This window comes from Brevibacterium sp. CSND-B09, from assembly GCF_052906525.1.
In genome coordinates, this window is sequence record NZ_JBREGI010000001.1 from 2,721,073 (window position 1) to 2,744,238 (window position 23,166).

Annotated in this window: 25 protein-coding genes; 16 read left to right on the forward strand and 9 right to left on the reverse strand. The window is 65.9% G+C overall.

Annotated features, from left to right (window positions below):
* Positions 1-10 precede the first annotated feature (10 nt).
* On the forward strand, positions 11-1,159 hold the full coding sequence (locus ACU4IU_RS12115) for an FUSC family protein (protein WP_139468111.1): 1,149 nt from the start codon (positions 11-13) through the stop codon (positions 1,157-1,159).
* Between the two features lie 12 nt (positions 1,160-1,171).
* Here the strand turns inward: ACU4IU_RS12115 and ACU4IU_RS12120 are convergent, their stop codons facing one another.
* Positions 1,172-1,825: a helix-turn-helix domain-containing protein gene (locus tag ACU4IU_RS12120; protein ID WP_139468112.1), complete on the reverse strand. Its 654-nt coding sequence runs from the start codon at positions 1,823-1,825 to the stop codon at positions 1,172-1,174.
* 66 nt (positions 1,826-1,891) lie between these two features.
* Between ACU4IU_RS12120 and ACU4IU_RS12125 the strand changes: the two genes are divergently transcribed.
* The 7 genes from ACU4IU_RS12125 (at position 1,892) to ACU4IU_RS12155 (ending at position 7,059) form a co-directional block, all read left to right on the forward strand.
* Positions 1,892-2,668 (forward strand): AzlC family ABC transporter permease, encoded by a 777-nt coding sequence (locus tag ACU4IU_RS12125; protein WP_139468113.1) that lies wholly within the window; start codon positions 1,892-1,894, stop codon positions 2,666-2,668.
* Positions 2,665-3,147 carry an AzlD domain-containing protein gene (locus ACU4IU_RS12130; protein WP_139468114.1) on the forward strand — a complete coding sequence of 161 codons (483 nt, stop codon included), beginning with the start codon at positions 2,665-2,667 and terminating at the stop codon, positions 3,145-3,147. Before ACU4IU_RS12125 ends, ACU4IU_RS12130 begins: the two co-directional genes overlap by 4 nt.
* A 109-nt stretch (positions 3,148-3,256) precedes the next feature.
* Positions 3,257-3,568, forward strand: a complete 312-nt coding sequence (locus ACU4IU_RS12135) for a DUF2516 family protein (RefSeq protein ID WP_092010787.1) — start codon at positions 3,257-3,259, stop codon at positions 3,566-3,568.
* Between the two features lie 73 nt (positions 3,569-3,641).
* Complete coding sequence (locus tag ACU4IU_RS12140) at positions 3,642-4,451, forward strand: alpha/beta fold hydrolase (protein ID WP_446656855.1); 810 nt, start codon at positions 3,642-3,644, stop codon at positions 4,449-4,451.
* A 153-nt stretch (positions 4,452-4,604) separates the two neighbouring features.
* On the forward strand, positions 4,605-6,041 hold the full coding sequence (locus ACU4IU_RS12145; RefSeq protein WP_446656856.1) for a glycosyltransferase: 1,437 nt from the start codon (positions 4,605-4,607) through the stop codon (positions 6,039-6,041).
* 50 nt (positions 6,042-6,091) lie between these two features.
* Complete coding sequence (locus tag ACU4IU_RS12150) at positions 6,092-6,682, forward strand: YbjN domain-containing protein (RefSeq protein WP_446656857.1); 591 nt, start codon at positions 6,092-6,094, stop codon at positions 6,680-6,682.
* Entirely contained in the window at positions 6,679-7,059 is a 381-nt protein-coding gene (locus tag ACU4IU_RS12155; protein ID WP_376906914.1) for an iron chaperone, read from the forward strand. The genes ACU4IU_RS12150 and ACU4IU_RS12155 overlap by 4 nt, the downstream gene beginning before the upstream one ends.
* Positions 7,060-7,072: 13 nt before the next feature.
* Here ACU4IU_RS12155 and ACU4IU_RS12160 read toward each other — a convergent pair whose 3' ends face one another.
* Together ACU4IU_RS12160 and ACU4IU_RS12165 are read right to left on the reverse strand one after the other, a co-directional pair.
* Positions 7,073-7,762 (reverse strand): GNAT family N-acetyltransferase, encoded by a 690-nt coding sequence (locus ACU4IU_RS12160; protein WP_446656858.1) that lies wholly within the window; start codon positions 7,760-7,762, stop codon positions 7,073-7,075.
* A complete protein-coding gene (locus ACU4IU_RS12165; protein WP_446656859.1) occupies positions 7,762-8,802 on the reverse strand; it encodes a bile acid:sodium symporter family protein in 1,041 nt (346 codons plus the stop codon). Before ACU4IU_RS12165 ends, ACU4IU_RS12160 begins: the two co-directional genes overlap by 1 nt.
* A 167-nt stretch (positions 8,803-8,969) precedes the next feature.
* Between ACU4IU_RS12165 and ACU4IU_RS12170 the strand changes: the two genes are divergently transcribed.
* Positions 8,970-9,713 carry a phosphoglyceromutase gene (locus ACU4IU_RS12170; protein WP_139468119.1) on the forward strand — a complete coding sequence of 248 codons (744 nt, stop codon included), beginning with the start codon at positions 8,970-8,972 and terminating at the stop codon, positions 9,711-9,713.
* A gap of 83 nt (positions 9,714-9,796) precedes the next feature.
* Here the strand turns inward: ACU4IU_RS12170 and ACU4IU_RS12175 are convergent, their stop codons facing one another.
* Positions 9,797-10,714, reverse strand: a complete 918-nt coding sequence (locus ACU4IU_RS12175; RefSeq protein WP_139909086.1) for a LysR family transcriptional regulator — start codon at positions 10,712-10,714, stop codon at positions 9,797-9,799.
* Between the two features lie 71 nt (positions 10,715-10,785).
* Here ACU4IU_RS12175 and ACU4IU_RS12180 point away from each other — a divergent pair, with 71 nt between their 5' ends.
* Positions 10,786-11,730: an EamA family transporter gene (locus tag ACU4IU_RS12180; RefSeq protein WP_446656860.1), complete on the forward strand. Its 945-nt coding sequence runs from the start codon at positions 10,786-10,788 to the stop codon at positions 11,728-11,730.
* Between the two features lie 99 nt (positions 11,731-11,829).
* Here ACU4IU_RS12180 and phoU read toward each other — a convergent pair whose 3' ends face one another.
* Positions 11,830-12,492: a phosphate signaling complex protein PhoU gene (gene phoU, locus ACU4IU_RS12185; RefSeq protein WP_139468122.1), complete on the reverse strand. Its 663-nt coding sequence runs from the start codon at positions 12,490-12,492 to the stop codon at positions 11,830-11,832.
* A 267-nt stretch (positions 12,493-12,759) separates the two neighbouring features.
* Here phoU and ACU4IU_RS12190 point away from each other — a divergent pair, with 267 nt between their 5' ends.
* Both ACU4IU_RS12190 and ACU4IU_RS12195 read left to right on the forward strand, forming a co-directional pair.
* The gene (locus ACU4IU_RS12190) at positions 12,760-14,184 is read left to right on the forward strand and encodes a sensor histidine kinase (protein WP_446656861.1); all 1,425 of its coding nucleotides are present in this window, start codon (positions 12,760-12,762) and stop codon (positions 14,182-14,184) included.
* Positions 14,181-14,864 (forward strand): response regulator transcription factor, encoded by a 684-nt coding sequence (locus tag ACU4IU_RS12195; protein ID WP_039208435.1) that lies wholly within the window; start codon positions 14,181-14,183, stop codon positions 14,862-14,864. Before ACU4IU_RS12190 ends, ACU4IU_RS12195 begins: the two co-directional genes overlap by 4 nt.
* 152 nt (positions 14,865-15,016) lie before the next feature.
* Here ACU4IU_RS12195 and ACU4IU_RS12200 read toward each other — a convergent pair whose 3' ends face one another.
* Complete coding sequence (locus ACU4IU_RS12200) at positions 15,017-15,580, reverse strand: hypothetical protein (RefSeq protein ID WP_139468124.1); 564 nt, start codon at positions 15,578-15,580, stop codon at positions 15,017-15,019.
* Positions 15,581-15,932: 352 nt separating this feature from the next.
* Here ACU4IU_RS12200 and ACU4IU_RS12205 point away from each other — a divergent pair, with 352 nt between their 5' ends.
* The 4 genes from ACU4IU_RS12205 (at position 15,933) to ACU4IU_RS12220 (ending at position 19,206) form a co-directional block, all read left to right on the forward strand.
* Positions 15,933-16,415 (forward strand): CarD family transcriptional regulator, encoded by a 483-nt coding sequence (locus ACU4IU_RS12205; RefSeq protein WP_025779034.1) that lies wholly within the window; start codon positions 15,933-15,935, stop codon positions 16,413-16,415.
* Positions 16,416-16,426: 11 nt separating this feature from the next.
* Positions 16,427-17,446 carry an IspD/TarI family cytidylyltransferase gene (locus ACU4IU_RS12210; RefSeq protein ID WP_446657598.1) on the forward strand — a complete coding sequence of 340 codons (1,020 nt, stop codon included), beginning with the start codon at positions 16,427-16,429 and terminating at the stop codon, positions 17,444-17,446.
* The gene (gene ispF, locus ACU4IU_RS12215) at positions 17,443-17,928 is read left to right on the forward strand and encodes a 2-C-methyl-D-erythritol 2,4-cyclodiphosphate synthase (RefSeq protein ID WP_446656862.1); all 486 of its coding nucleotides are present in this window, start codon (positions 17,443-17,445) and stop codon (positions 17,926-17,928) included. The genes ACU4IU_RS12210 and ispF overlap by 4 nt, the downstream gene beginning before the upstream one ends.
* An 84-nt stretch (positions 17,929-18,012) precedes the next feature.
* A complete protein-coding gene (locus ACU4IU_RS12220) occupies positions 18,013-19,206 on the forward strand; it encodes a hypothetical protein (protein WP_446656863.1) in 1,194 nt (397 codons plus the stop codon).
* Positions 19,207-19,413: 207 nt separating this feature from the next.
* Here the strand turns inward: ACU4IU_RS12220 and ACU4IU_RS12225 are convergent, their stop codons facing one another.
* The 3 genes from ACU4IU_RS12225 to ACU4IU_RS12235 form a co-directional block, all read right to left on the reverse strand.
* A complete protein-coding gene (locus tag ACU4IU_RS12225; protein ID WP_446656864.1) occupies positions 19,414-20,826 on the reverse strand; it encodes an amino acid permease in 1,413 nt (470 codons plus the stop codon).
* Positions 20,827-20,997: 171 nt separating this feature from the next.
* Complete coding sequence (locus ACU4IU_RS12230) at positions 20,998-21,669, reverse strand: MBL fold metallo-hydrolase (protein ID WP_172171513.1); 672 nt, start codon at positions 21,667-21,669, stop codon at positions 20,998-21,000.
* Complete coding sequence (locus ACU4IU_RS12235; RefSeq protein ID WP_139909079.1) at positions 21,669-22,760, reverse strand: S-(hydroxymethyl)mycothiol dehydrogenase; 1,092 nt, start codon at positions 22,758-22,760, stop codon at positions 21,669-21,671. The genes ACU4IU_RS12230 and ACU4IU_RS12235 overlap by 1 nt, the downstream gene beginning before the upstream one ends.
* Between the last annotated feature and the right edge of the window lie 406 nt (positions 22,761-23,166).

Here is a 23,166-nt window from a genome sequence, read left to right on the forward strand (position 1 = left end):
GAGGGGACTGATGGCGGACAATCGGGTCAGCGAACTGCCTCGGCGGGGGTTCAACGTCGTCGCCCACCGCCTGCGCTTAGGGCTCAAGCGTGTGTGGGTGAACTCCGGTCAGCTGATCCAGATCCCCATCGCCGCGACCGCCGCCTACGCTTTCTGCGTCTATGTGCTCGGCCACCCGTATCCGTTCCTTGCCGCGGTCGCCTCCGCCGTCGGCATCGGCCCCGTCGTCGACCGTCGCCTGCGCCGCGCCCTCGAGATCGGCATCGGAGCGACGTTCGGGGTGCTCGTGGGCGAGATACTCGTCAACTTCTACGGCTCCGGCATCTGGCAGCTCGCCCTGACTCTGATCATCGGCCTGACGATCGGCACGATACTGAACTCCGGCGGCATCTTCATCACCCAGATCGCCGTCCAATCCGTCTACGTCGTCGTAGTCCCTGCCAGCGCCACCACCATGCCGTTCCCGCGAACCCTCGACGCTCTCACCGGATCCGTCTGCGCCATCCTCCTGGCACTGCTGATCCCGCGCGACGCTCGAAAGGCTCCGCGTCGCCTGGCCGCGGACATGCTCGAGGAGGTCGACGCAGTCCTCAGGATGATGAAACGAGCCCTGCGCGAAGCCGATGTGACGATGGCAGGACGAGCCCTCGAGCGTGCTCGCGAAACCCAGGACATCATCGACTCCTGGGGTTCATCCCTGCGGATCTCTCGTGAAGCCGCGAAGATCAACGCACGTGCCCGCCGGCATGCGGCCGAAGTCACCCGCCTGTCACGTGCCCACACCTTCTCCGACCGCGCGATGCGGACCATGCGAGTCATCGCCCGCCGCGTCGTCGGCATCACCGAGCTCGGCGTCGCCAAACCCGTCATCGCCGACTACGTCGGATCCTTGGCCGACGGTGCGAAGAAGCTCGAGATCGCTCTGCGCCGCGGCACCGACCGTTCCCTCGCCGAGGCGGCCCTGTCCGAAGCGGCGGGGGCTCTGGATCCGCGAGCGAAGCCCGATTGGGACATCCACGACGAGTCGATGGTCCTGCTCCTGCGGACTGTCGCCGTCGACCTGCTGCAGGCCGCGGGACTCACTCGTGAGGAGGCCCAGTCCCGGCTTCCACCGCTGGCCGTGAACGCCGATGAGGAAGACGGACCGGCCGTCGAATAGCCGTCGAGGCGGTCAGCTGCTTTCGACGACGAAGACGGCGTTCGTGCCCGGCTCCAGAGCCGTGAACCGGTGAGGCTGATCGCCCGGATGGGTGAGGTAGTCGCCGACGCCCAATTCGTAGGACTTGCCGAGCACTTCGATGCGTGCGGCCCCGCGGCCGAGGATGACATGTTCGATCGTGCCCTGCGGGTGCGGCTGAGACTCCCTGGGTTCACCCGGTTCGGCCTGGATGAAGTAGACGTCGCGTCGGGCATTCGTCGGCGACGGCGAGAGCAGGGTGGCCACATAGTTCGCGGTGGTCGAGGGCAGGCTGGGCATATCGCCGACGTGTTGGAAGGCGACCTCGTGCGGGGGCGGGTCGAGCAGGCGCGCAAGGGGGATGTCGAGCGCAGCGGCCAGAGCCCACATCGTCTCCAGGCTCGGATTTCCGCTTCCCGTCTCAAGCCCGGACATCGTCGACTTGCCGATGCCGGCGCGCCTGGCGACCTCGGAGAGGGAGAGTCCGGCGCGCAGTCGTTCTCGTTTCAGCGCCGCCGCGATCTGCTGACTCGGTGAGAGCGACGGGCCGGGCGCTGTGGCGTCGGAATCGGTGGCGCTGGGAGCGGACTCGGGGTCGGAGCTGCCCTGAGCGTCATTCAGCGAATCGTCGTTGCTTCGAGAAGTCATGGGTTCACTATAGCGGTTAGGCCGTTCGGGTTGACGAACGATGGCCGAGGGTGCACTGTATAGAACATGGGTTCATTATTTCGCACGGCTGATCGGGTGCTCCCCGGCTCGACCTATCGTGCGGTCGCCATCGTCACCGTCACGATCATCGCAGTCGCGCTGTCGTACGGGGCGATCTCCGCGGTCTCCGGATTCGCCTGGTGGCAGACTCTGCTGCTGGCGATGTTCGCTCTCGGCGGCGCCGCCGAATTCACCTTCGTCGGCGTCATCGCCGCCGGCGGTGCCCCGATCCTCGCGGTGCTGGCGGGTCTCCTCGTCAATTCCCGGAACTTCGCCTTCGGCGTCGCAGTCGGCCCTTTCTTCCCACAGGACTGGCGAGCTCTCATCGCCTCCCACTGGATCAACGACGAATCCACCGCGATCTCGCGCCTCGGGCACAACGACCGGGCGAAATGGCATGCGTTCCTGCTCATGGGCGCCGCAATCGCCATCATGTGGCCCGGCGGTGCCATGGTCGGGCAGTGGCTGGGCAATGTCATCAACGCGGACCTGCTCGGACTCGATGCGGCCTTCCCGATCATCCTCTTCTGCCTCATCCGCGGGGACCTGAAGAACCGGGTCACACTCTCGCTGACCGTCATCGGCATCCTCATCGCCGTGGGCCTGACCCCGCTGCTGCCGCTCGGGCTGGGAGCAGTGACCTCGCTGTCCGTCTTCGTCTTCGTCGCCGCCGGCTGGGGTGTGCGCTGGTTCATCCGTCGCCGCCGCGCAGGCGACAACAGCGCAGACCCGCACGATGCCGCCCACTCGCAGCACTCAACCCGAGAGGAGAGCCGCCGATGAGCGCCGTCAGCTTCCTCATCGCCCTTGCCGGGCTGAGCCTCGGAACCTATCTCATGCGCTTCGCCGGTGTGAAGGTGGGAGCGGCCATCGCCACGAAGGGGCGCCGGCGGACCCCGGCGACCGCCTCGGCAGGGCCTGACTCCTCTGTGGGGGCCGACGCCTCCGCAGGCGTGGACGGACAGGGCACAACCGCCCCTGCAGGGGTCGCGGGGCAGGGCACAGCCGCCTCGGCGGGGGCCGGTGATTCGGCCGACTCGACCGAGCGCGTGACGATGTGGATGGACCGGGCCACGGTCGTGCTCATCGGCGCCGTCTTCGCCACGACCGCGGTCTTCGACGGCACTGACATCGCCGATCCGGCCCGCCTCATCGGCGTCGGCGCCGGCGTTCTCGCCTCGATTCTGCGCGTGCCGATGCTGCTCGCCGTCGTCATCGGCATGGGCGTGTGCGCGCTCATCCGCACCACCGGGATCCTCTGAGCAGGGACGGCAGGCACCCACTGTGAAAGCCGTGGGATGCGGGTGGGCAATTGCCGAGGATCTCCCGCCCGGAACTGCCCCGAAAGCCCGAGATTGCTAGGCTGGGACCATGGAATACATCGCGGGCTTTCAGCGTCTCGTCTTTCTTGCCCTGACGGTGGCCGCATTCGTCGTCCAGCTCTGGGCGTTCATCGACTGCCTCCGCTTCAAGGACGAGAACTACCGTGCCGTGGACAAACAGAGCAAGAAGTTCTGGGTCATCCTCCTCGGCGTCGGACTCGCGCTCGCCCTCATCGCACTGCCTCCGATGGGCATGAGCATGATCTTCCTCAACATCATCGCCCTCGTCGCCGGCATCGTCTACCTCACCGATGTTCGCCCGAAGGTCCGCGCCGTCGACCCGCGATACCGCAACCGCTGACCGACTTGACGCCGTAACTGCATTCGCGGACCCGATCGGCAAGCGCCCAGCACACGCTGACTAGACTCACCCTATGAGCACCGACCTCAACCTGCCGGGCCCCGAATCCGGCTTCATCGCCACGTTCGGAAGCGGCGAGCCGCACACCCTCTTCGGCCACGGATTCGCCGGCGCGATCCGCGACACCCGCCCCTTCGGCACCGGCATCACCGGCACCCGCCACTTCCTCCACCTGCCCGGCCACGGCGGCCGCCCCTCACCCGGCCCCGGCTGGACCTACCCGCAGATCGCCGAGGTGCTCGCCGACGCAGTGAGCACCACCTCGGCGAGCCGAGCGCTGGGCGTCTCGATGTCCGCCGGAGGACTCCTCCACCTGCTGAGCATCGCCCACCCCGTGACCCGCGGTCTCGACAAGATCGCCCTCGTCCTCCCCGCCTCCTTCACCGGGTTCCCCGCCGAGGTGGCCGCCGCCAACGGCTCCCACCTGGAGAGACTGCGCCGCCTCGTCGCCGATGAGAACATCGACGGCATCGTCGAACTCATGCTCTCCCGCGAACCCGCCGAGGTGGCCCAGATGCTTCCCGCGCGAGCCTGGACCAAGGCGAAGGCCGAGAACCTCGTCCACACGGACATGTCCGACGGACTCGGACTCGCCCTCGAAATCGCTGTCGCGGATACCGAAGAGGCAGCCCGGAACCTGCGCTCCTTCCCGGGCGATGTCCTCGTGCTCACCCACGAAGACGATCCAGCACATCCGGTCCCCGTCGCCGAAGCCATCCACCGTGCGATTCCGAACTCCCGCCTCGAGGTGCTCCCTGCCGGATCGATCTTGTGGCGCGGCCGTCATGACGTACGGCGCATCCTCGGCGAGTTCTTCGGTTAGGCACCGGCTTCGACCAGGCGCCGGCTTCGGTTAGGCACCGGCTTCCATCAGGCACCGGCTTCGGTTAGTCACGTCCTTCGGTGAGGTTCTGGATTCGGTTCAGCGCTGGCTTCGGCTGGTCACCCGACAGAGGTCGTTGGCTAGACTGTCTCCGTGCGCATCTCCGTCCTCTCCCTCCACACCTCGCCCGTCGCCCAACCCGGCCAGGGCGACGCCGGAGGAATGAACGTCTACGTCGACCAATCCGTGCGCGCGCTCGCCGCCGCCGGACACCGAGTCGACGTGTTCACCGCCGACCCCGGCGGACTCGACGGCACGGGAGGCAGTGCAGAAGTCGCTGTCGACGGAGCCGGCGCTGGTCGGGGACGCGGCGCGGGCCCCTCAGAGGGTCAGAGTGCGAGGCTGGAGATCACCGAATCCATCACCCTCCATCACCTGCCGGTCGGCGCCGCGACGAAGGACGAACTCGCCGACGCGATCGACGAACTCGCCGACCTGCTCAATGCCCACCCCGACTTCCGCTCCGCCGATCTCATCTGGAGCCACTATTGGATCTCCGCCGAGGCGGCCCTGCGCGCCCGTGACAACGCCGTCGACAACGCCGCCGAATCCGGAGACAGCAGCACCGAATCCGGAGACAGCGGTGCCGACGCCGTTGCCGGGGCCGGGCAGGACCGTGCGGCGCAGGCTCCGATCGCGGTGAGCATGCACACGATCGGGGCCGTGAAGAACCGCGATTCCGACACCAGTCACGAACGACCCCAACGACTCGAAGCCGAAGAGCGCATCGCCGCCGAGGCCGACCTGCTCGTCGCAGCCACCCCCGCCGAACGTCGCGACCTCGTGTCGGAACTCCACGCCGACCCCGACTCGGTCGTCGTCGCCCGACCGGGTGTCGATCACGCGCTCTACGCACCGGACTCACAGTCGGACGCGCGCAAGCGTCTGGGATTCGACTCGGACGAGGCGATCGTCCTCTACGTCGGGCGTATGCAGTTCATCAAAGGCACGGACGTCGCCGTCGACGCCCTGGCCGAACTGCGGGAACGCAACCCGCACCTGGCCTCGCGAACCCGCGGTATCCTCCTCGGAGCCGCCTCGGGGGCAGGCGTCGAAGCAGGCGGGGGAGCGGTCCGACCGTCCTCGACGTATCTGCGGGAGCTGACCGCGGCGATCGCGAGCGAACCCAGCGTCGAGGTCCGCCCGCCCGTTCCCTCCCACATCCTCGTCGACTACTACCGGGCCGCTGACCTGCTCATCGTCCCCTCCCGCAGCGAATCATTCGGACTCGTGGCCGCCGAAGCGGCCGCCTCCGGTCTGCCGGCGATCGCCTCGGCGGTGGGAGGACTCCCGGAGATCGTCGAACACGGACATTCGGGACTGCTCATCGCCGATCACAACCCGCACCACTGGGCGACGGCGATCGAAACGCTGCTCACTGACACGCAGCTGCGAGCCGAACTCGCCGGCCATGCCGTCGACCGTGCCGAACGCTTCGACTGGGGCCACACCGTCGCAGCCGTCCTCGACGCTGTGCCGGACATCTCCCGCGCATCTGCGCGGCGCTCGGAAGCGCTGGGAGCGTGCTGAACGACTAGAGTCGGCGGTGAGCACGAGAGCCGAGCGAAAGACGTGAGAGCATGAGCACCGACACCGAGGCGATCCTGTCCGGAGTGCGCACCTGGGCCGAGAGCAACGACGTTCCTGTCGATTCGATCGAGGATGCGGAGATCGTCGTCACCCTGCCGGGGGAGAAGAAGCTCAAGACGAACGTGGCGATCAGCGTCTTCGCTCGCACCGCCCATCTGCAGGCGTTCGTCATCCGTCATCCAGACGAGAACTCGGCCGCATTCAATCGGTGGCTGCTGCTGAAGAACCTCAAACCCGGGCCGGTGGCATTTGCGATCGACAGCCTCGGCGATGTCTATCTGCGCGCGAGCGTGCCCCGAGAGCACCTGCTCGATGACCTCGACGGACTTCTCGGGGCGATGCTCGCCACGGCGGACTCCTCATTCAACGAACTCCTCCAGATCGGGTTCCTCACCGGAATGAAGAAAGAGTGGGCCTGGAGGGTCGGCCGGGGCGAGTCGACGCGCAACCTTGCGGCCTTCGAGAAGGTGCTCAGCGGGGATGACAACGAATTCCTCGGCACCTTCGGCGACGGCGATTCCGAACCCCCGGCGGTGTCGGCGGTGTCGGCCGATCGTGCGAGTGAGGGCCCGCGCTCATGAGTGCGTCCACCTCCAAGCCGGCGAGCGTCGACGAATACATCACCTCGTTCGACGACGAGCGACACCGAGCCTTCCTCACCCGGCTGCGCGAGCTCAGTCGTGCCGCCGCACCGCAGGCCGAGGAGAGCCTCAAATGGGGCAGCCCCGCCTACGCCCTCGGCTCGATCCTGTTCGTGTTCGCCGGGTACAAGAAGCACGCGAACGTCGTCTTCACTCCGAGTACGAAAGACGCCTTCGCCGACCGTCTGCAGGACTTCGACACCGGTAAGGGCTCGATCAAACTGCCCTATGACGGCGAGATTCCGACCGAGCTGCTGACCGAGATGATCGCCCACCGGATCCGCGAATTCGAGGTCGACGGAGTGAAGTGGATGTGAGGGCGCGCCGGTCTCAGTCGAGGGGCAGCTTCATTCCCTCGTGGCTGGCGACATAGCCGAGTCGATCGTAGAAACGCTGAGCACCGGTGCGCGACTTATCGGTGGTGAGCTGAACGAGTCCGGCGCCGAAGCGACGTCCGCACTCGTGAGCCCATTCGAAGACCGCCGTGCCGAGCCCGATGCCCTGAGCCGAGGGGCCGACTCGCACCGCCTCGATCTGCAGGCGGAGCGTGCCGCGGCGAGACAGGCTGGGCAGCAGACTCAGCTGCAGGGTCCCGACGACGGTCGAACCGTCGCGGGTCTGGCCAGCTGATCGGGACTGTTCGGCTGACTCGGCCCGGCCTGGCGTGTCAGCCTGTCCTGCTGCTTCGGTGATGGCGACGAGGAGCTGATTGGGATCGGCGTCGATGAGCGCGAACGCACGAGCATAGGGGGCCGCATCCTCGGCGTCGGGGATGGCAGGTGCGGCGCCGGCTGCGACAGCGCCCGCACGGTCGACCACTTCGACCTCGGCCTCACGGGCGGCCCCGAGCACGTCGTCACGCAGGAGCGCAACAATGGCCGACACATCGGCCTCGGTCGCGCGGCGGATGACGAACGTCCGGCCCGCCAGGTCCAGGTTCTGAGGGGAGAACCCGTCGAAGCCTCGGCCCGATTCGCCCTGACTCGATTCGCCCTCGCCCGGGGCTGCCTCGGTGGTCATCAGCCCGCGATCCCAGCGGAGGTCGCTCCGGCAGTGGCCGGCTCACGGTTGGACGCATCGACCGGCGGCTTGCCGTAGGGACGACGCGCGAAGAGCGAGGCCAGCACGGCGCCGGAGACGTTGTGCCACACGCTGAAGACGGCTCCGGGCAGTGCTGCCAGCGGTGAGAAGTACGTGGTGGCCAGGGTCGATGCCAGACCGGAGTTCTGGAGTCCGACCTCGAACGACAGTGCGCGACGGGTCGGGGTGTCGAGACGGCAGGCCGCGGCCACACCGTAGCCGACACCGAGCCCGAGCAGATTGTGCGTGACGACGGCCAGCAGAACGAGCACACCGGCAGTGGCGATCGAACTCGCGGATCCGGCTACGACGATCGAGACGATATAGGCGATGGCGATTGAGGCCAGCCACGGCAGCACCGGCGAGATCTTGTCGACGAACTTCGACGCGAACACGCGGACGAGGACGCCGACGATGACCGGCACGAGCACGGTCTGGCAGATCGAGACGAACATCGACCAGAACGGCACGTCCATATACGAACCGGCCAGCCACAGAGTCAGCAGCGGGGTGAGCACCGGAGCGAGCAGCGTCGACAGGGTCGTGATCGACACCGACAGTGCTGTGTCTCCCTTGGCCAGATAGGTGACGACATTCGACGCAGTGCCGCCGGGCGCGCAGCCGACGAGGATGACGCCGACGGCGATCTCGGTCGGAAGCGAGTACACGGTCACGACGAGGAGGCCGAGCAGCGGCATCGCCACGAACTGAGTGACGACTCCGAGCACCGCAATCCACGGCCGCTTCGCGATGCGGGCGAAGTCGGGCAGCGTCAGGGTCAGGCCCATGAAGAACATGACCACGCCGAGCGCCCAGGTGATCGACGGCGCCAGGGGAGTGAAGGCATTGGGCAGCAGGAACCCGAGCACTCCCGCAATGACGACGAGGACCGGCAGAGCCGTGACGGCGATGATCGAACTGCGATCGGCAGCGGGAGCGGCTGTGCCTCCGGAAGCCTGATGTGCTGGCGTTTGTGACATGGGTCCAGGCTACTCCGACGATTTTGTCATTCGAGACACACGCCCAGAAATTGAGACCCGATCGGCGAGGAGGAGCGGCTGGGTGTTGGCGGGCCACCTCCGGAGGAGACCGGCGGTGATGACGGTCGTCGGCGACCGAGGCTGAACGGTCGTGTCAAAATGGAGCCATGACGTATAACCTCATCCTGCTGCGCCACGGCGAAAGCGAATGGAACCAGAAGAATCTGTTCACCGGATGGGTCGACGTGACCCTCACTGACAAAGGCCGTGCCGAAGGCAAGCGCGCCGGCGAGCTGCTGCGCGAGAAAGACCTCATCCCCGATGTCGTCTACACCTCGCGGCTCAAGCGTGCGATTCTGACCGCGAACATCGCACTCGAGGCAGCGGATCTGTCCTGGCTCGACGTCCACCGCAGCTGGCGCCTCAACGAACGCCACTACGGCGCACTGCAGGGCAAGAACAAGAAGGAGATCCGCGACGAGTTCGGCGAAGAGCAGTTCATGACCTGGCGCCGCTCCTTCGATACTCCGCCGCCGGCCCTGGCCGACAGCTCGGAATTCTCTCAGGCCGGTGAAGCCCGCTACGCCAACCTCGGCGATGCGCTGCCCCGCACCGAATGCCTCGCCGACGTCATCGATCGCCTGCTGCCCTACTGGTACGACACCCTCGTGCCCGAACTCACCGTCGGCAAGACCGTGCTCGTGGCCGCCCACGGCAACTCGCTGCGTGCGCTGGTCAAGCACCTCGATGGGATTTCCGATGCCGATATCACCGGGCTGAATATCCCCACCGGCATTCCGCTGCACTACGAGCTCACCGAGGACTTCACCCCGGTCACCCCCGGCGGAACCTACCTCGATGCCGAAGCGGCAGCGGCCGCCATCGGCCAGGTCGCCAACCAGGGGCGCTGACCCCCGGCCCCACCGCAGACGGGGCGGGATCCGTTCGGGCTCGGGCGCCGAGACGACACTCGGATGCCGAACCCCGGCCCCACTCATGCATCGATCGAGTCGGCCTTCCCGGCGATCGCTTTCATCTCTTCGAGCAGAAAGGCGATCGCGGGGGAGGCCGACATCGATTTCCGCCACACCAGTGAGATCGTGCGGGCAATGCTCGGATCATCGAGCGGCACCGCCACGACATCGGCCGGCAGGTGCGGCCTGCCCAACCGCGGCACGAGCGCCAACGCCCCGACAGCTCGGACGAACTCGATCTGCGTGTCGTACTCGATGGCCCAGTAGTCGATCTGCGGCTTGCTGCCCAGCTCCTCGAACAGTGCCGTCAGCCATCGATGGCACACCGCATTGCGCGGCGCCGATACGAACATCTCGCCGAGCAGATCGCTGCGGGTCACCTCGGTGCAGGCGGCCAGATGATGATCCCGATGCATGACGATATCGGCCCGATCCACGGTGATCGTCTCCGAGATCAGCGTCGCGGGCAGGTGCAGCGAGGACGAATCCCAGCCGAAGACGAGCGAGGCATCGATCCTGCCGGCCGTGACCATCTCGATGAGCTCGTCCGGCTCCTCCTCGAAGTTCGACACCGTCAGCTCCGGCGCCGAGGCGGCCAATCGCGGCAGCGCGGGTACGAGCAGTCCGCGGATCCCTGTCGAGAACCCGCCGACCGTGATCCGTCCCCGCGGCTCACCTGACTGCGCTCGGGCCGCGGTTTCCAGACTCTCCAGCTCCTCCAGCAGCCCGGCCCCGCGTCGGCTGAGCTCCCGGCCCACCGGTGTCAGCGCAATGCCGCGGCCCGTCCGCTCAGTCACCGGTGCACCGAGATAGCGCGAGAGCTTCTGCAGCTGATGGCTCACCGCCGCCGGCGTGTATCCCAGAGACTCGGCCGTCGCCGTGACCGAACCGAGCGAATCGAGGGCGACGAGGGTGCGCAGGGCAACGGTATCGATCATCAAATTATCTTAATGAAACAGTGGACGGACTTTCAATGGAAATTTGACGACGGGGCTGGAATGCTGGAGTTATGCGCTCGGTCCACTACATGCTCGCCCTCCTCGTCGTCGTTCTCTGGGGAGTCAACTTCATCTTCATCGACCTCGGTCTGCGCGACTGGCCGCCGCTGCTCCTCGTCGCCGCCCGATTCACCTTCGTCGTGGTGCCCGCGATCTTCTTCGTCCGCTTCCCCCGTGGCTCCTTCGGCCGCATACTCCTCATCGGCACCTTCATGTCGGCCGGCCAGTTCGGCCTTCTCTACACCTCCATGGCGCTCGGCCTGCCCGCCGGCCTGACCTCGATCGTCATCCAGATCCAAGCCGCGTTCACCGTCATCGTCGCGGCCCTCGTGCTGCACGAGATCCCGAGTCGCCGCCAGATCATCGGCATCCTCATCGGCCTCGTCGGCCTGGCCGTCATCGGTGTGAGCCTGCAGGCGAACGTGCCGATCGTCGCCTTCCTCGTCGCGGTCGGCGCCGCCCTGTCCTGGGCGACGGGCAACGTCATCGCCCGCGGCGTGAAACCCGGCACGAACGGAGCGCAGATGACGGTGTGGTCGGCTCTCGTCGTCCCGATTCCGATGGTCGCACTGTCGATGCTCATCGACGGTCCCGCCGAGGTGGCCCATGCACTCACGCACCCGACCTGGGGTGTCGTGGCCTCGGTCGTCTACACCGCCGGACTGGCGTCGCTGGTCGGCTATGTCATCTGGAACTCGCTGCTCGCTCGCTTCCCGGCCTCGCAGGTCGCGCCGTTCTCCCTGCTCGTCCCGCCGGTCGGAGTGATCTCCGCCTGGATCGTGCTCGGAGACCGCCCGAGCATCGCCGAACTCATCGGCGGAGTTCTGCTGCTCCTCGGTGTCGCCGTGACGACGGGAGTGCTCAAGAATCTGACCCGCGGCATCAGGAACGGGCCCAGACGTCGCCGAAAGATCGTCGTCAGACAGGCGCCGGAAGAGGTGCCCGCCTCCAGCTGAGGCTTCGGTCGCGTCAGTGAACCGCTGGCGCAGAATGCGCGAAGCGCCCCGACAGTGTCGGGGCGCTTCGCTCGATTCGTGCTTCTTCGAGCCGGGTTCCTACTTCTTCGACAGGTAGGGTTCCCAGTTTCCGGTGAGCAGGTACTCGACCTTCTGCGACACGGACACGGCGTGATCACCGAAGCGCTCGTAGTAGCGCGAGAGCAGGGTGACATCGGCGATATGACGGGGAGCCAGCGAACCGGCCGGGGCTTCGCCGAGCTTCCCGAACACGCTCAGGTGAAGCTCGTCGAGCTCCTCGTCGATGGCGTTGATCGTGGGCACATCGGACAGGCCGGGATTCGAGAGCAGGCTCTGCGTCGCTTCGGCGATCCTCTCACCGGACTCGCCCATCCGCGCGAACGTCGATTCGAAGCCCTCGGGGATTGCGGACTCGGGATAGCGGATGCGCACCTGCTGGGCGATGTGACGGGCGAGGTCGCCCATGCGCTCGAGCGATGCCGACATCCGCAGCGAACCGATGACGGCACGCAGATCTGCGGCCACCGGAGCTTGCAGGGCGAGCATCTCGGCGGCCTGCTGATCGAGGGTGAACTGCATATTGTCGATGACGGAGTCGGCCTCGATGACCTGCTCCGCCAGCTCGAGATCATTCGAATGCAGCGACTGATTGGCCAGGCGGATGGCGTCGAGGACCTTGGTGGACATGCCGACCAGCTGGGTGGCCAGATCGTCCAATTCGTTTCTGAAGACTTCGCGCATGAACTGCGGTTCCTTAACTCTCGATTGTGACAATCGGAACTGACTGTCGGTGGTGCATGGTGTCATGAGGGGTGCCGGCGCTTCCGGTCCGCACCCTCAGCGGGGGAAAGCAGAAGGCAGGAACGGCAGGGAGCGCAGGCACACAGACGTCAGCATCGCACGATCGAGTGAACGACTCCAGACGGGAAGGTGAATTCCTCGGCAAATACTTCCAGCAGAAGTGAATTCGGTGCGCCGGGACGATGGACAGCGCCTAAGCTTGAGGCTGTGGATCTCTTAGTCGTGGCGGTCCTGACCGGCGTCGTCGGCCTGGGCCTGGGTATAGCGGGAATTCTTGCGTTCCGATTCAGCGAACGCTCCCGCGATGCTGCCGATCTGCATTCCGAGGACGACCTGCCCGAAGGCATCGCCGAAGTGCTGGCCGTCCTGCCCTCGGCCGCGATCGTCATCGACGCCGGTGACGACGTCGTCAAGGCGTCGCCGGCCGCATACACGTTCGGCCTGGTCAGGGGGCATTCGCTGGCATCGCCCGAGATGCTGCGGGTAGTCGGCCGCGTCCGCGCGCGCGGTCTCATCGAAGAGATCGACCTCGAGCAGACACGGGAGAACTCCGACTCCGTGATCCGCTACCTCCACGCCCGCGTCGCTCCCTTGGGCACCTCCTTCGTCCTCGTCCTCTGCGACGATCAGACCGAATCCAAGCGCGTCGACGCCGTCCGCCGTGACTTCGTCGCCAACGTCTCCCACGAGCTCAAGACGCCGATCGGTGCGATGGCACTGCTCGCCGAGGCGGTCACCGACTTCGCCGACGATCCGGCCGCTGTCGAACGCTTCGGCGGGCGGATGCAGCGGGAGTCGAAGAGGCTGACCCAGCTCGTGCAGGAGATCATCGACCTCTCCCGCGTCCAGGACCACGCCGCTCCCGCGACGACCGAGAAGATCTCCGTCGCCGAGGTGGTCGACGATGCCGCTGACCGTGCCCGGACAGGGGCGGAAGGCAAGAACATCCACATCGAGGTCTCCCCGCCGAGCGATCTGCTCATCGAAGGCAACTACGAACTGCTTGTCAACGCGGTGCGCAATCTCATCGACAACGCCGTGAACTATTCGCCGGAAGGCACCCGCGTCGGCGTCGGAGTCGACCTCGTCGACGAGCGCATCGAGATCGCCGTGACCGACCAGGGCATCGGGATGACCGCCCAGGACACCGAGCGCGTCTTCGAACGCTTCTACCGAGTGGACCCGGCACGCTCCCGGATCACCGGCGGCACCGGACTGGGGCTGAGCATCGTCAAGCACATCGTCGCCACCCACGGCGGTGAGGTGCGTGTGTGGAGTCAGCTGAACAAGGGCTCGACGTTCACGATCGTGCTCCCGTTGGCCGGAACTGCGACCGAAGCCTCCGCTGCCGATTCGGCCCCAGCCGGTGTACTCATCGAACATTCCGCGGATTCGACCGGGACCGCCTCGGCGGATGATGACGAACCGACCGGAGCCGCCTCGGCGACAGAGGGCGACTCCACCGGGACCGCCTCGGCGGATGACGACGGGCACGGAACCGCCGCGTCCGGCGCGGACGACCCGGCCGGCGACAACGACGCGCCCTCCGGTGATAATGGAGACGGCGGGGCGACCGCCGACCCACCCAAGGAACTGACCGAAGAAAGCGAACAAAGGAAGCTCACAACGTGACTCGTATTCTGCTTGTCGAGGACGAAGATTCGTTCTCGGACCCGCTGTCGTACCTGCTCGGTAAGGAAGGGTACGAGGTGACGGTCGCCGATGACGGGCTCAAGGCTCTGGCGGAGTTCGACCGCACCGGCGCCGATCTGGTCCTGCTCGATCTCATGCTGCCCGGTGCTTCCGGCACCGAGGTGTGCCGCGAGCTGCGGGCGAAGTCCAATGTGCCGATCATCATGCTCACGGCCAAGGATTCGGAGATCGACAAGGTCGTGGGGCTCGAGCTCGGCGCCGATGACTATGTGACGAAGCCGTACTCCTCACGGGAGCTGCTGGCTCGCGTGCGAGCCGTGCTGCGCCGCAATGTCGAGACCGAGGAGTTCGAGGACGAGTCCGTGCTCGAGGCCGGAGGAGTGCGCATCGACGTCGAACGCCACGTCGTGTCCGTGCGTGGTGAAGAGCAGTCCATGCCGCTCAAGGAGTTCGAGCTGCTCGAGATCCTCGTGCGCAACTCCGGCCGAGTGATGACCCGCGGTCAGCTCATCGACCGGATCTGGGGCGAGGACTACGTGGGCGATACGAAGACGCTCGACGTCCACGTCAAGCGACTGCGTGCGAAGATCGAGGAGAACCCGTCGGAGCCGCGTCTGCTCACCACGGTGCGCGGGCTCGGGTACAAGTTCGAAGCCTGAGGGCGTCGATCGGCGAAGCCGGGTTGGTGAGGCCGGGTTGGTGAGGTCGGGATCACTGGCCGGACGTGAATGCAGAAGGAGCCGCTCACATCTGTGAGCGGCTCCTTCTGTGCTCTCGCGCGGGACGGGTCCCGGTGCTCGAGGAAGGCGGATCAGCCGTTGGCTGTCGCGGTTCCCTCCGCGGAACCGGCATCCTCGGTCGGCATGTCTGACGGGGACTCGGACGGCGATTCCGACGGCACGTACTCGTTGTAATACGGCAGGGTGTCGGTGAGGAGCTGAGTTTCGATGACCTTCTCTTCGCCGCCGTTCTTGACGGTGATGTCGACGAGGTCGCCGGGCTTCGCCTTGAGGCTGTCGACGGTGACGACTTCCTTGGACGAGGTCTCGGGACTCTTCGGGTCCTGGACGAAGGTGTCGCCGGCCTTGATCGATTCGCTCACCGTGGTGTCGGCAACCTCGATGGACACCTTGGCGGTGGAGTCACCCTTGTTGATGAGGGTGAAGAACAGCTGCGCCGGACCGGAGCTTTCCTGATCCGTGATGAGCATGAGCCCACGGACCTCGACGTCGCCGACGGCTCCCGAGGCTCCATCGCCGCCGTTGTAGTGGTATTCGGCGGTCTGATGGGGAGACAGCAGGCTTGCACATCCGCTGACGGGGATAACGAGAGCGAGTGCGGCAACGGCGAGAGCCGCGCGGTTGTGCCGTTTCATTATGCTCCTTGAAGTGGCAATACAAGATCAGTCTGTATACTACCCGGTTTTTGACCCGCTGTAGAACCGGGTGGTCGGAGTGGTCGAGGTTCTGCGACGCTCGGGCGCGTCGCGGTTGAAGTTTCGGTGAAGAGGCAGCGAAGTTCGGTCTGCATCGTGGTTGGTCGAGGATCTCGGCCAAGCTTCTCGGCAATGCGCCCTCTCCCGATGTACTCGCTGGCAGAGGCGGCAGCCGGGCTCATCGCGGTGCGCGGCAGAGGCGGAGCCTAGCATGAAGATTCGCTACCCTGAACGATTTCTGTGGCGAGCCTCATGGTAAACTGGTATTCCGCGAAAGGGGTTTGAAGAGAATATGAGTTTCCAGGTCGGCGACACTGTTGTCTATCCACATCACGGTGCAGCGACAATCCAAGAAATCAAGAAACGTGCCATCAAAGGTGAGGAGAAGCTGTATCTCAAGCTCCAGGTCGCCCATGGCGATCTCGTGATCGAAGTTCCGGCAGAGAACTGCGATCTGGTCGGTGTGCGAGATGTCGTCGGTGAAGAAGGCGTTGAAAAGGTCTTCAACGTCCTGCGTGCCGAATTCGTCGAAGAGCCCGCGAATTGGTCCCGGCGGTACAAGGCCAATGTCGAGAAGCTGCAGTCCGGTGACGTCATCAAGGTAGCCGAGGTCGTCCGTGACCTCTGGCGCCGAGAGCAGGACCGTGGCCTGTCGACCGGCGAGAAGCGCATGCTCTCGAAGGCTCGCCAGATCCTCGTCTCCGAACTCGCACTGGCCGAGAAGAAGGAAGAGTCCGAAGCGGAAGCTCTGCTGGACGAAGTGCTCGCATCCTGAGCACCTGTGTCATCGTCCCGGCCGCAGGGTCGGGATCCCGTCTGGGTTGCGGCGAGCCGAAGGCCTTCGTCCGTGTGAACGGTCGGACCCTTCTGGCCCGCAGCCTCGAGACGATCATCTACTCGGGAGTCGCCTCCACAATCGTGGTGGCTGCTCCCGAGGAGTTTCTTTTGCGGGCGCAAGAAGAAATCGCCGAAGTGGCCACGCGGATGAAATGCGAAATTTCAATTACAGCCGTAGCAGGTGGCGGTGATCGCAATTCTTCGGTGCAAACAGCCTTGAAACTTAACCGAGATGCGGAATACGTTCTCATCCATGATGCGGCGAGGTGTCTGACCCCGCCCGATGTGTTCACCCGAGTGGTCGCCGCGCTGCAATCCGGCGCCGAGGCGGTCGTTCCGGTTCTGCCGATGATCGACACCGTGCGGAGGGTCGTTTCGCACGAGACCGTCGGTGCGGATCCGAGCTCAGGTGCAGGCACGGGTACGGAGCGCGCTTCCAATGGGATAGTTTGGTCGATCCACGGCGATTCTGGCGCTGAAACCACCGCGGATCGACCAGACAATCCGGATCATGCCGTCACTGTGGGCGCCGGCGGGCGTGCAGTGGTGCGGGGCGACCTCGACCGGGCTGAGCTGCGACGGGTCCAGACGCCTCAGGGGTTCCGCGCCGAGGTGCTCAGGCGGGCCCATGACGAGTTTGCTGCCGACTGGGTCGGCGCGTCAGAAAGGGCTGGCTTGGCCGATGGCACTGTCACGACCGATGACGCTTGCCCAATCGACGGCGCGGGCTCGACTGCAGAGGCAGATCCGACGGCCGGGGAAGGCCGGCAGGGCAGAGTGCTGCCGACGGACGATGCGGGGCTCGTCGAACGCCTCGGCGTTGAGGTTGTCGCCGTCGACGGTGACGAAGAGGCGCTGAAGATCACCTATCCGCTCGACCTCGTCCTCGCGGAACAGCTCGCCCGAATGCGCGACCGAGCTGAAGTCCACAGAGCAGATGCGTTGGATGCGGCGAAGGAGCCACGATGAATCAGATCATTCCACGCATCGGCACCGGCGTCGATGTCCATGCCTTCGCCGCCGATCCTGCGCGCGAGTTGTGGATTGCGGGACTGCTGTGGCCGGGCGAACGAGGACTCGAAGGACACTCGGACTCCGATGTGGCCGCCCACGCCTGCTGCGACGCGCTGTTCTCCGCCGCGGGGCTCGGCGACCTCGGTGAGCACTTCGGGGTCGATCGTCCGGAATTCGCCGGTGCCTCGGGTTCGGTGCTGCTCGCCGAGGCGGCCCGCATCGTGGGCGCGGCGGGTTTCGAGATCGGAAACATCTCCGTCCAGGTGATCGGCAATCGACCGAAGATCGGCACGCGCCGTGCAGAGGCCCAACAGGTGCTGTCGGCTGCTGCCGGCGCACCCGTGTCGGTCTCGGGCACCACCTCTGACGGACTCGGACTGACCGGGCGAGGCGAAGGAATCGCCGCCATCGCCACCGCCTTGATTCATCCGAACTGATTCAACAGCTCTGAACCACCAGTATCGAGTCAGACGCACTTCTCTGTTCGAACCGAGTCAGGTGCGCCGAGGAAGGAACAAGCAGTGAGAGTCCTCTTCCAAGGAGCCGGCGCCATCGGCATCGCCGGGGCCGCGCTCTTCACCGATGGCCATGAGGTCGCCGTCGTCTCCCGCACCGCTGGTCCCAATGGGCGGGCGGCCTTTCCGCGGCGCGTGAGCACCTTCGACCCGACCGGTCCCGGCGGGGTGGGAGGTGGACACGGCAGCTGCAGGCAAGGAGGCGGGCGAGCCGGAGGCAACAACGGGGGAGAAACCGGGGGAGCAACCGGGGGAGAAGCCGGGCGAGAAACTGAGGGAGAAACCTGGCGAGAAAACGGGCGAGAAACCGAGGGAGCTGAAGGCAGACAAGGGAGCGCGGGCAGTGGCTGGTCGGTGACTCGCGTAGCTGCGACTCGACGGGTGACGATCTCAGACTGGGATGGTGCTGCCGCTGATGGCAGATGGGACCTCATCGTGCTCACGACTCGGCCGGGTGATCTCGACGCAGAGGTGGTCTCGGCGATTCGGGATATCTCGCCCGCGTTCATTGCGACGACGAGCCAGGTCGAGGGAGACCTCGAGCGAGTACAAGCAGTCTTCCCCGGCACTCAAGCAGTCATATTCGGACCCGCGTTCCTCTCCGAACGCCTGGATTCGGGTGCGCCGGCGGAAGTTGTGCGCACAGCCGGTAACCAGGTCGAGGAGGCCGACAGGGGTGTGCGCACAGCCGGTGGTCAGGGCAGTGGAGCCGACAGGGAGGCCGAACCGGGGCGAGAAGTGAGGTTCTGGGCACCTGCAGGTGCGCCGCGGTTCTTCGTCGCAGGACCCTCGACCACGGGGTGTTCGCTTGTCAGCAGGCTGGGTCGACTCGTACTGCCGGTGCCGATGGAGGCTGTACTGCTGCCGCCGAGGGTGTTCATTCCCTTCGTCGCCGAACTCAGCGTCCGCGACGGCAGCTGGGCCGCACTGAAATCACACCTTGATCGCCCCGCGAAGGCAGCGAGCGAAGCAGTGCGGACCCGCCTCGGGGCGCAGGTTCCCGTGTTCGGTTCCGCCGCGCACGTCGTCCTCGAAGCAGTCGAGAGGATCGTGCCGATCGACGTGACGAACTATGCGGGCAGGCACTTCAACCGGCACGAGGGCCAGGCCCGGGACATGCTCGCCGGCTGGGCGGAATCGGCAGATTCAGCCCACGCCCTGCGGGAACTCGTTGCTGCATTGGACGCACTTGTCGATTGAGGCTCGACGAGTTCAGATGCCTGCATCGGACGACGGCTGCGACTGAACAACCGGCGTCGAGGGAGATCGCAACGGCCCGGTCGCGCGGGATCGCCGCGGTCCAGCGGTGGGGGACTGCCGCAGTCCGGGCACGGGGACTGCCGCGGGGGATTGCCGCGGTCCGGGGACGGAAGCCGACAGCCGCCTCGGTGGCGGTGAACGGCGGGCTCAGACTTTCGCGTTCGGGTGACGCTTCGTGACGATGACTCCGACGAGGTAGAGCGCGACGACGAAGATGAGCGTGCCGACGATCTGGAAGCGCACGGATTCGACGGTTAGGCCGAGTCCGATGATCACAGCGATTCCGGCCAAGGTGACATACGACAGCCAGGGGTAGCCCCACATGCGCAGCGGCAGGGACTGGCCGGCCGCCTCGGCGCGGCGACGCAGAACGATCTGCGATACGAGGGTGGCGACCCAAGTGACGATGAGCGTGGAGCCGACGATATTGAGCAGGACCCCGAGGACTTCGGCGGCCCAGAAATAGTTGAGTGCGACGGCGACGAAGCCGAATGCCGAGGTGGCCAGCACCGCTGCCACTGGCACACCGCGGCGATTGGTGCGGCCGAGCCCGCGCGGCAGCATGGACCGCTGCGACATCGAGAACGACATTCGGGACGCTCCGTAGATGTTCGCGTTCATCGACGACAGCAGCGCGATGACGATGACCGCGGCCAGCAGCGAGGCGATGAACGGCAGTCCCGCGGTCTCGAGAACGGCCACGAAGGGGGACTCCGCCAGGCGGTCGTCCGTCCACGGCAGGACGAGGACGATGATCGCCACCGACCCGATGTAGAGGAACAGGATGCGCCACACGATCGTCTTGATCGCCTGGGAGACGCTGCGCTCGGGATTCGCGGTCTCGGCCGCGGCGACCGCAACGATCTCGATGCCGCCGAAGGCGAACGCGACGACGAGCAGGCCCGCGGCGATGCCGGAGATGCCGGTGGGCATGAACCCGTCGGCGAAGATCTGCGCGGGCGGTTCGGCCGGGGTCCACCCGAACAGGTATGCGGCACCGAGCACGACGAAGAGGACGACGAAGGCGACCTTGATGAGTGAGAACCAGAACTCGAACTCACCGAAGCTGCCCGAAGTGGTGAGGTTGATGGCCGTGAAGACGAGCATGATCGCCAAGGCGATGACCCATTGGGGGACTGCCGGAATATAGGAAGCGGCGATCTGCGCGGCGGCGGTGGCCTCGGCGGCGACGACGAGGCACAGCTGGACCCACCACAGAGCACCGACGGCGAAGGCCGCGGCCGGACCCATGGCCTTGCCCGCATAGTGCGAGAACGCACCCGGATTCGGGTCGGCGGCGACGAGTTCGCCCAGCGCCCGCATGACGAAAATGACGATGAGACCCGCGACGACGTAGGAGATGAGCACGGCGGGACCGGCCGCCTGCACTCCGGCGCCGGAGCCGACGAAGAGACCGGCGCCGATCGCCGAGCCGAGGCTCATCATCACCAGGTGGCGGGGCTTCATCCCCACCTTGAGGCCGTTGGACGAGGTATCAGAAGAACCCGAGGCCGAGGCGGACGCTGACTCGGCGGGCTGCGAAGACTGTGATTCAGGCACCCGACGAGTCTATCCGGCAGGGGCGGAATGCGCAGACGCGGGTCGCGAACCCGTGTGGGTCGCGACCCGCGTCTGCGAGTTGCGCTGGTCGGTCACAGCCTGACCGCAGGCAGGTCGGCTATGCGACCTGCGTCTTAGTCGGCGAGCGGTCTGAGCCCGGCCTGCGGCGGCTCAGTGTCCGCGTTTGATCCAGTCCTCGAGGGCCGGGCTCTCCGCGCCGATCGACGTGGAATCGCCGTGCCCGGTGAGCACGACGGTCGCCTCGGGCAGCGGGAAGAGCACGTCGCGGATCGATTCGATGATGGTCTCGAAGCTCGAATGCGACCGTCCCGTGGCTCCGGGGCCGCCGTTGAACAGGGTGTCTCCGGAGAACAGCACCGGACCGACGGCCCGACCGGCACCGGCCGATGCCGGAGCCGGCAGACCAGTCTCGACGAAGAAGCACGTCGAACCAGGGGAGTGGCCGGGAGTGTGCAGGGCCTTGAGCTTGATTCCGCCGACGGTCCATGTGTCGCCGTGGGCGATCTGTCCGTCGGGACGGTAGTTCTCAAAGGTCATATCCCACAGCACATAGTCATCGGGATTGAGGTACACGGTGGGGTTGCCCACCCGTTGTGCGAAGTCGCGGACGACGCGCACATGATCGTCGTGACCGTGCGTGAGCAGGATGGCCTTGACGTCTCTGGATCCGACCGCCTCGGCGATCGCATCGACATCATGGGCCGGGTCGATGACGATGACCTCGGAATCGTCGCCGATGATCCACACGTTGTTGTCGACGTCGTGCGTCTCTCCATCCAGGGAGAACGTGCCAGACGTGACGAGATGCTCAATAGCTGTCATTACAGTTCCACCACCGATCGTAGGACTTGGCCCTTGGCCATCTTCTCAAAAGCGGATTCGACATCGCCGATGCCGATGCGTTCGGACACGAACTTCTCGAGCGGGAAACGTCCCTGCTGGTAGAGGTCGACGAGCATCGGGAAGTCGCGGTCGGGCAGGCAATCACCGTACCAGGAGGACTTGAGCTTGCCGCCGCGGCCGAACACATCGAGCAGCGGAACCGTGAGCTCCATTTCCGGAGTCGGCACACCGACGAGAACGACGGTGCCTGCGAGGTCGCGGCCGTAGAAGGCCTGCCGCCAGGTGGCGGGAAGTCCGACGGCGTCGATGACGACATCGGCGCCGAAGCCTCCGGTGCGCTCCTGGATCGCCGCGACGACCTCGTCCTCGCTCATGCCCTTCGTCGACACCGTGTGCGTGGCACCGAAGTCGCTGGCCCAGGACAGCTTCTTCTCATCGATGTCGAGGGCGATGATCGTGTTTGCCCCGGCCAGAGCCGAACCGGCGATCGCCGCGCAGCCGACACCGCCGGCGCCGATCACGGCCACGGTCTTGCCGCGGGTGACCTCACCGGTGTTGATGGCAGCTCCGATCCCGGCCATCATTCCGCAGCCGAGCAGACCCACGACGGCCGGGTCCGCTTCGGGGACCTTCGTGCACTGACCCGCGGCGACGAGTGTCTTCTCGGCGAAGGATCCGATGCCCAGAGCGGCTTCGAGCTCGGTGCCGTCGGGCAGGGTCATCTTCTGTGAAGCGTTGTGGGTGTCGAAGCAGTACCAGGGTTCGCCGCGCTTGCAGGCGCGGCAGTCGCCGCAGATGGCGCGCCAGTTGAGGATGACGAAATCCCCGACCGCGACCTCGGTGACTCCTTCGCCGACCTCCGAGACGATTCCGGCGGACTCGTGGCCGAGCAGGAACGGGTAGTCATCGCTGATCCCGCCCTCGCGGTAGTGGAAGTCTGTGTGGCAGACGCCGCACGACTTCACATCGACGACGACCTCGCCTGGTCCCGGGTCCGGGATGACGATGTCGGTGAGTTCGACCGGGGCTCCCTTGCTGCGAGAGATGACGCCCTTGACGGTCTGTGGCATTGCGTCTCCTAAATGTCTTCGGTGACGGGTGTCCGCGGATGGGAACACCCGAAGTGGACTGAGCCTACCCCGGAATGGGGTGCTCACAGCCCCCACCCTAACCAAGCACGCTGGGCTCGACCAGGTCGGTCCGGAAATCAGTGCACTTACGTGCGCTGACATGGTTCAGAGAGGGCGGAACCGTCCGTCGGGCAGCCTCGATCGGTCGTCGGTCTCGTGCACTCTGAGGGGTACGCGGAGCGGAAGTCGGCGCTGTTGCGTCCGGCGGTTCGTCCCTGGCGGAACGGGGATCGCAGGCAGTGGGCGGAGCCGCGATCTGAGGCGACGGCCAGAGTGGTGAATACGTCTCACATTGTGGTTTATCATTGACCGGTAAACTCAATCTCAGTGATCCGCGTCACCTTCG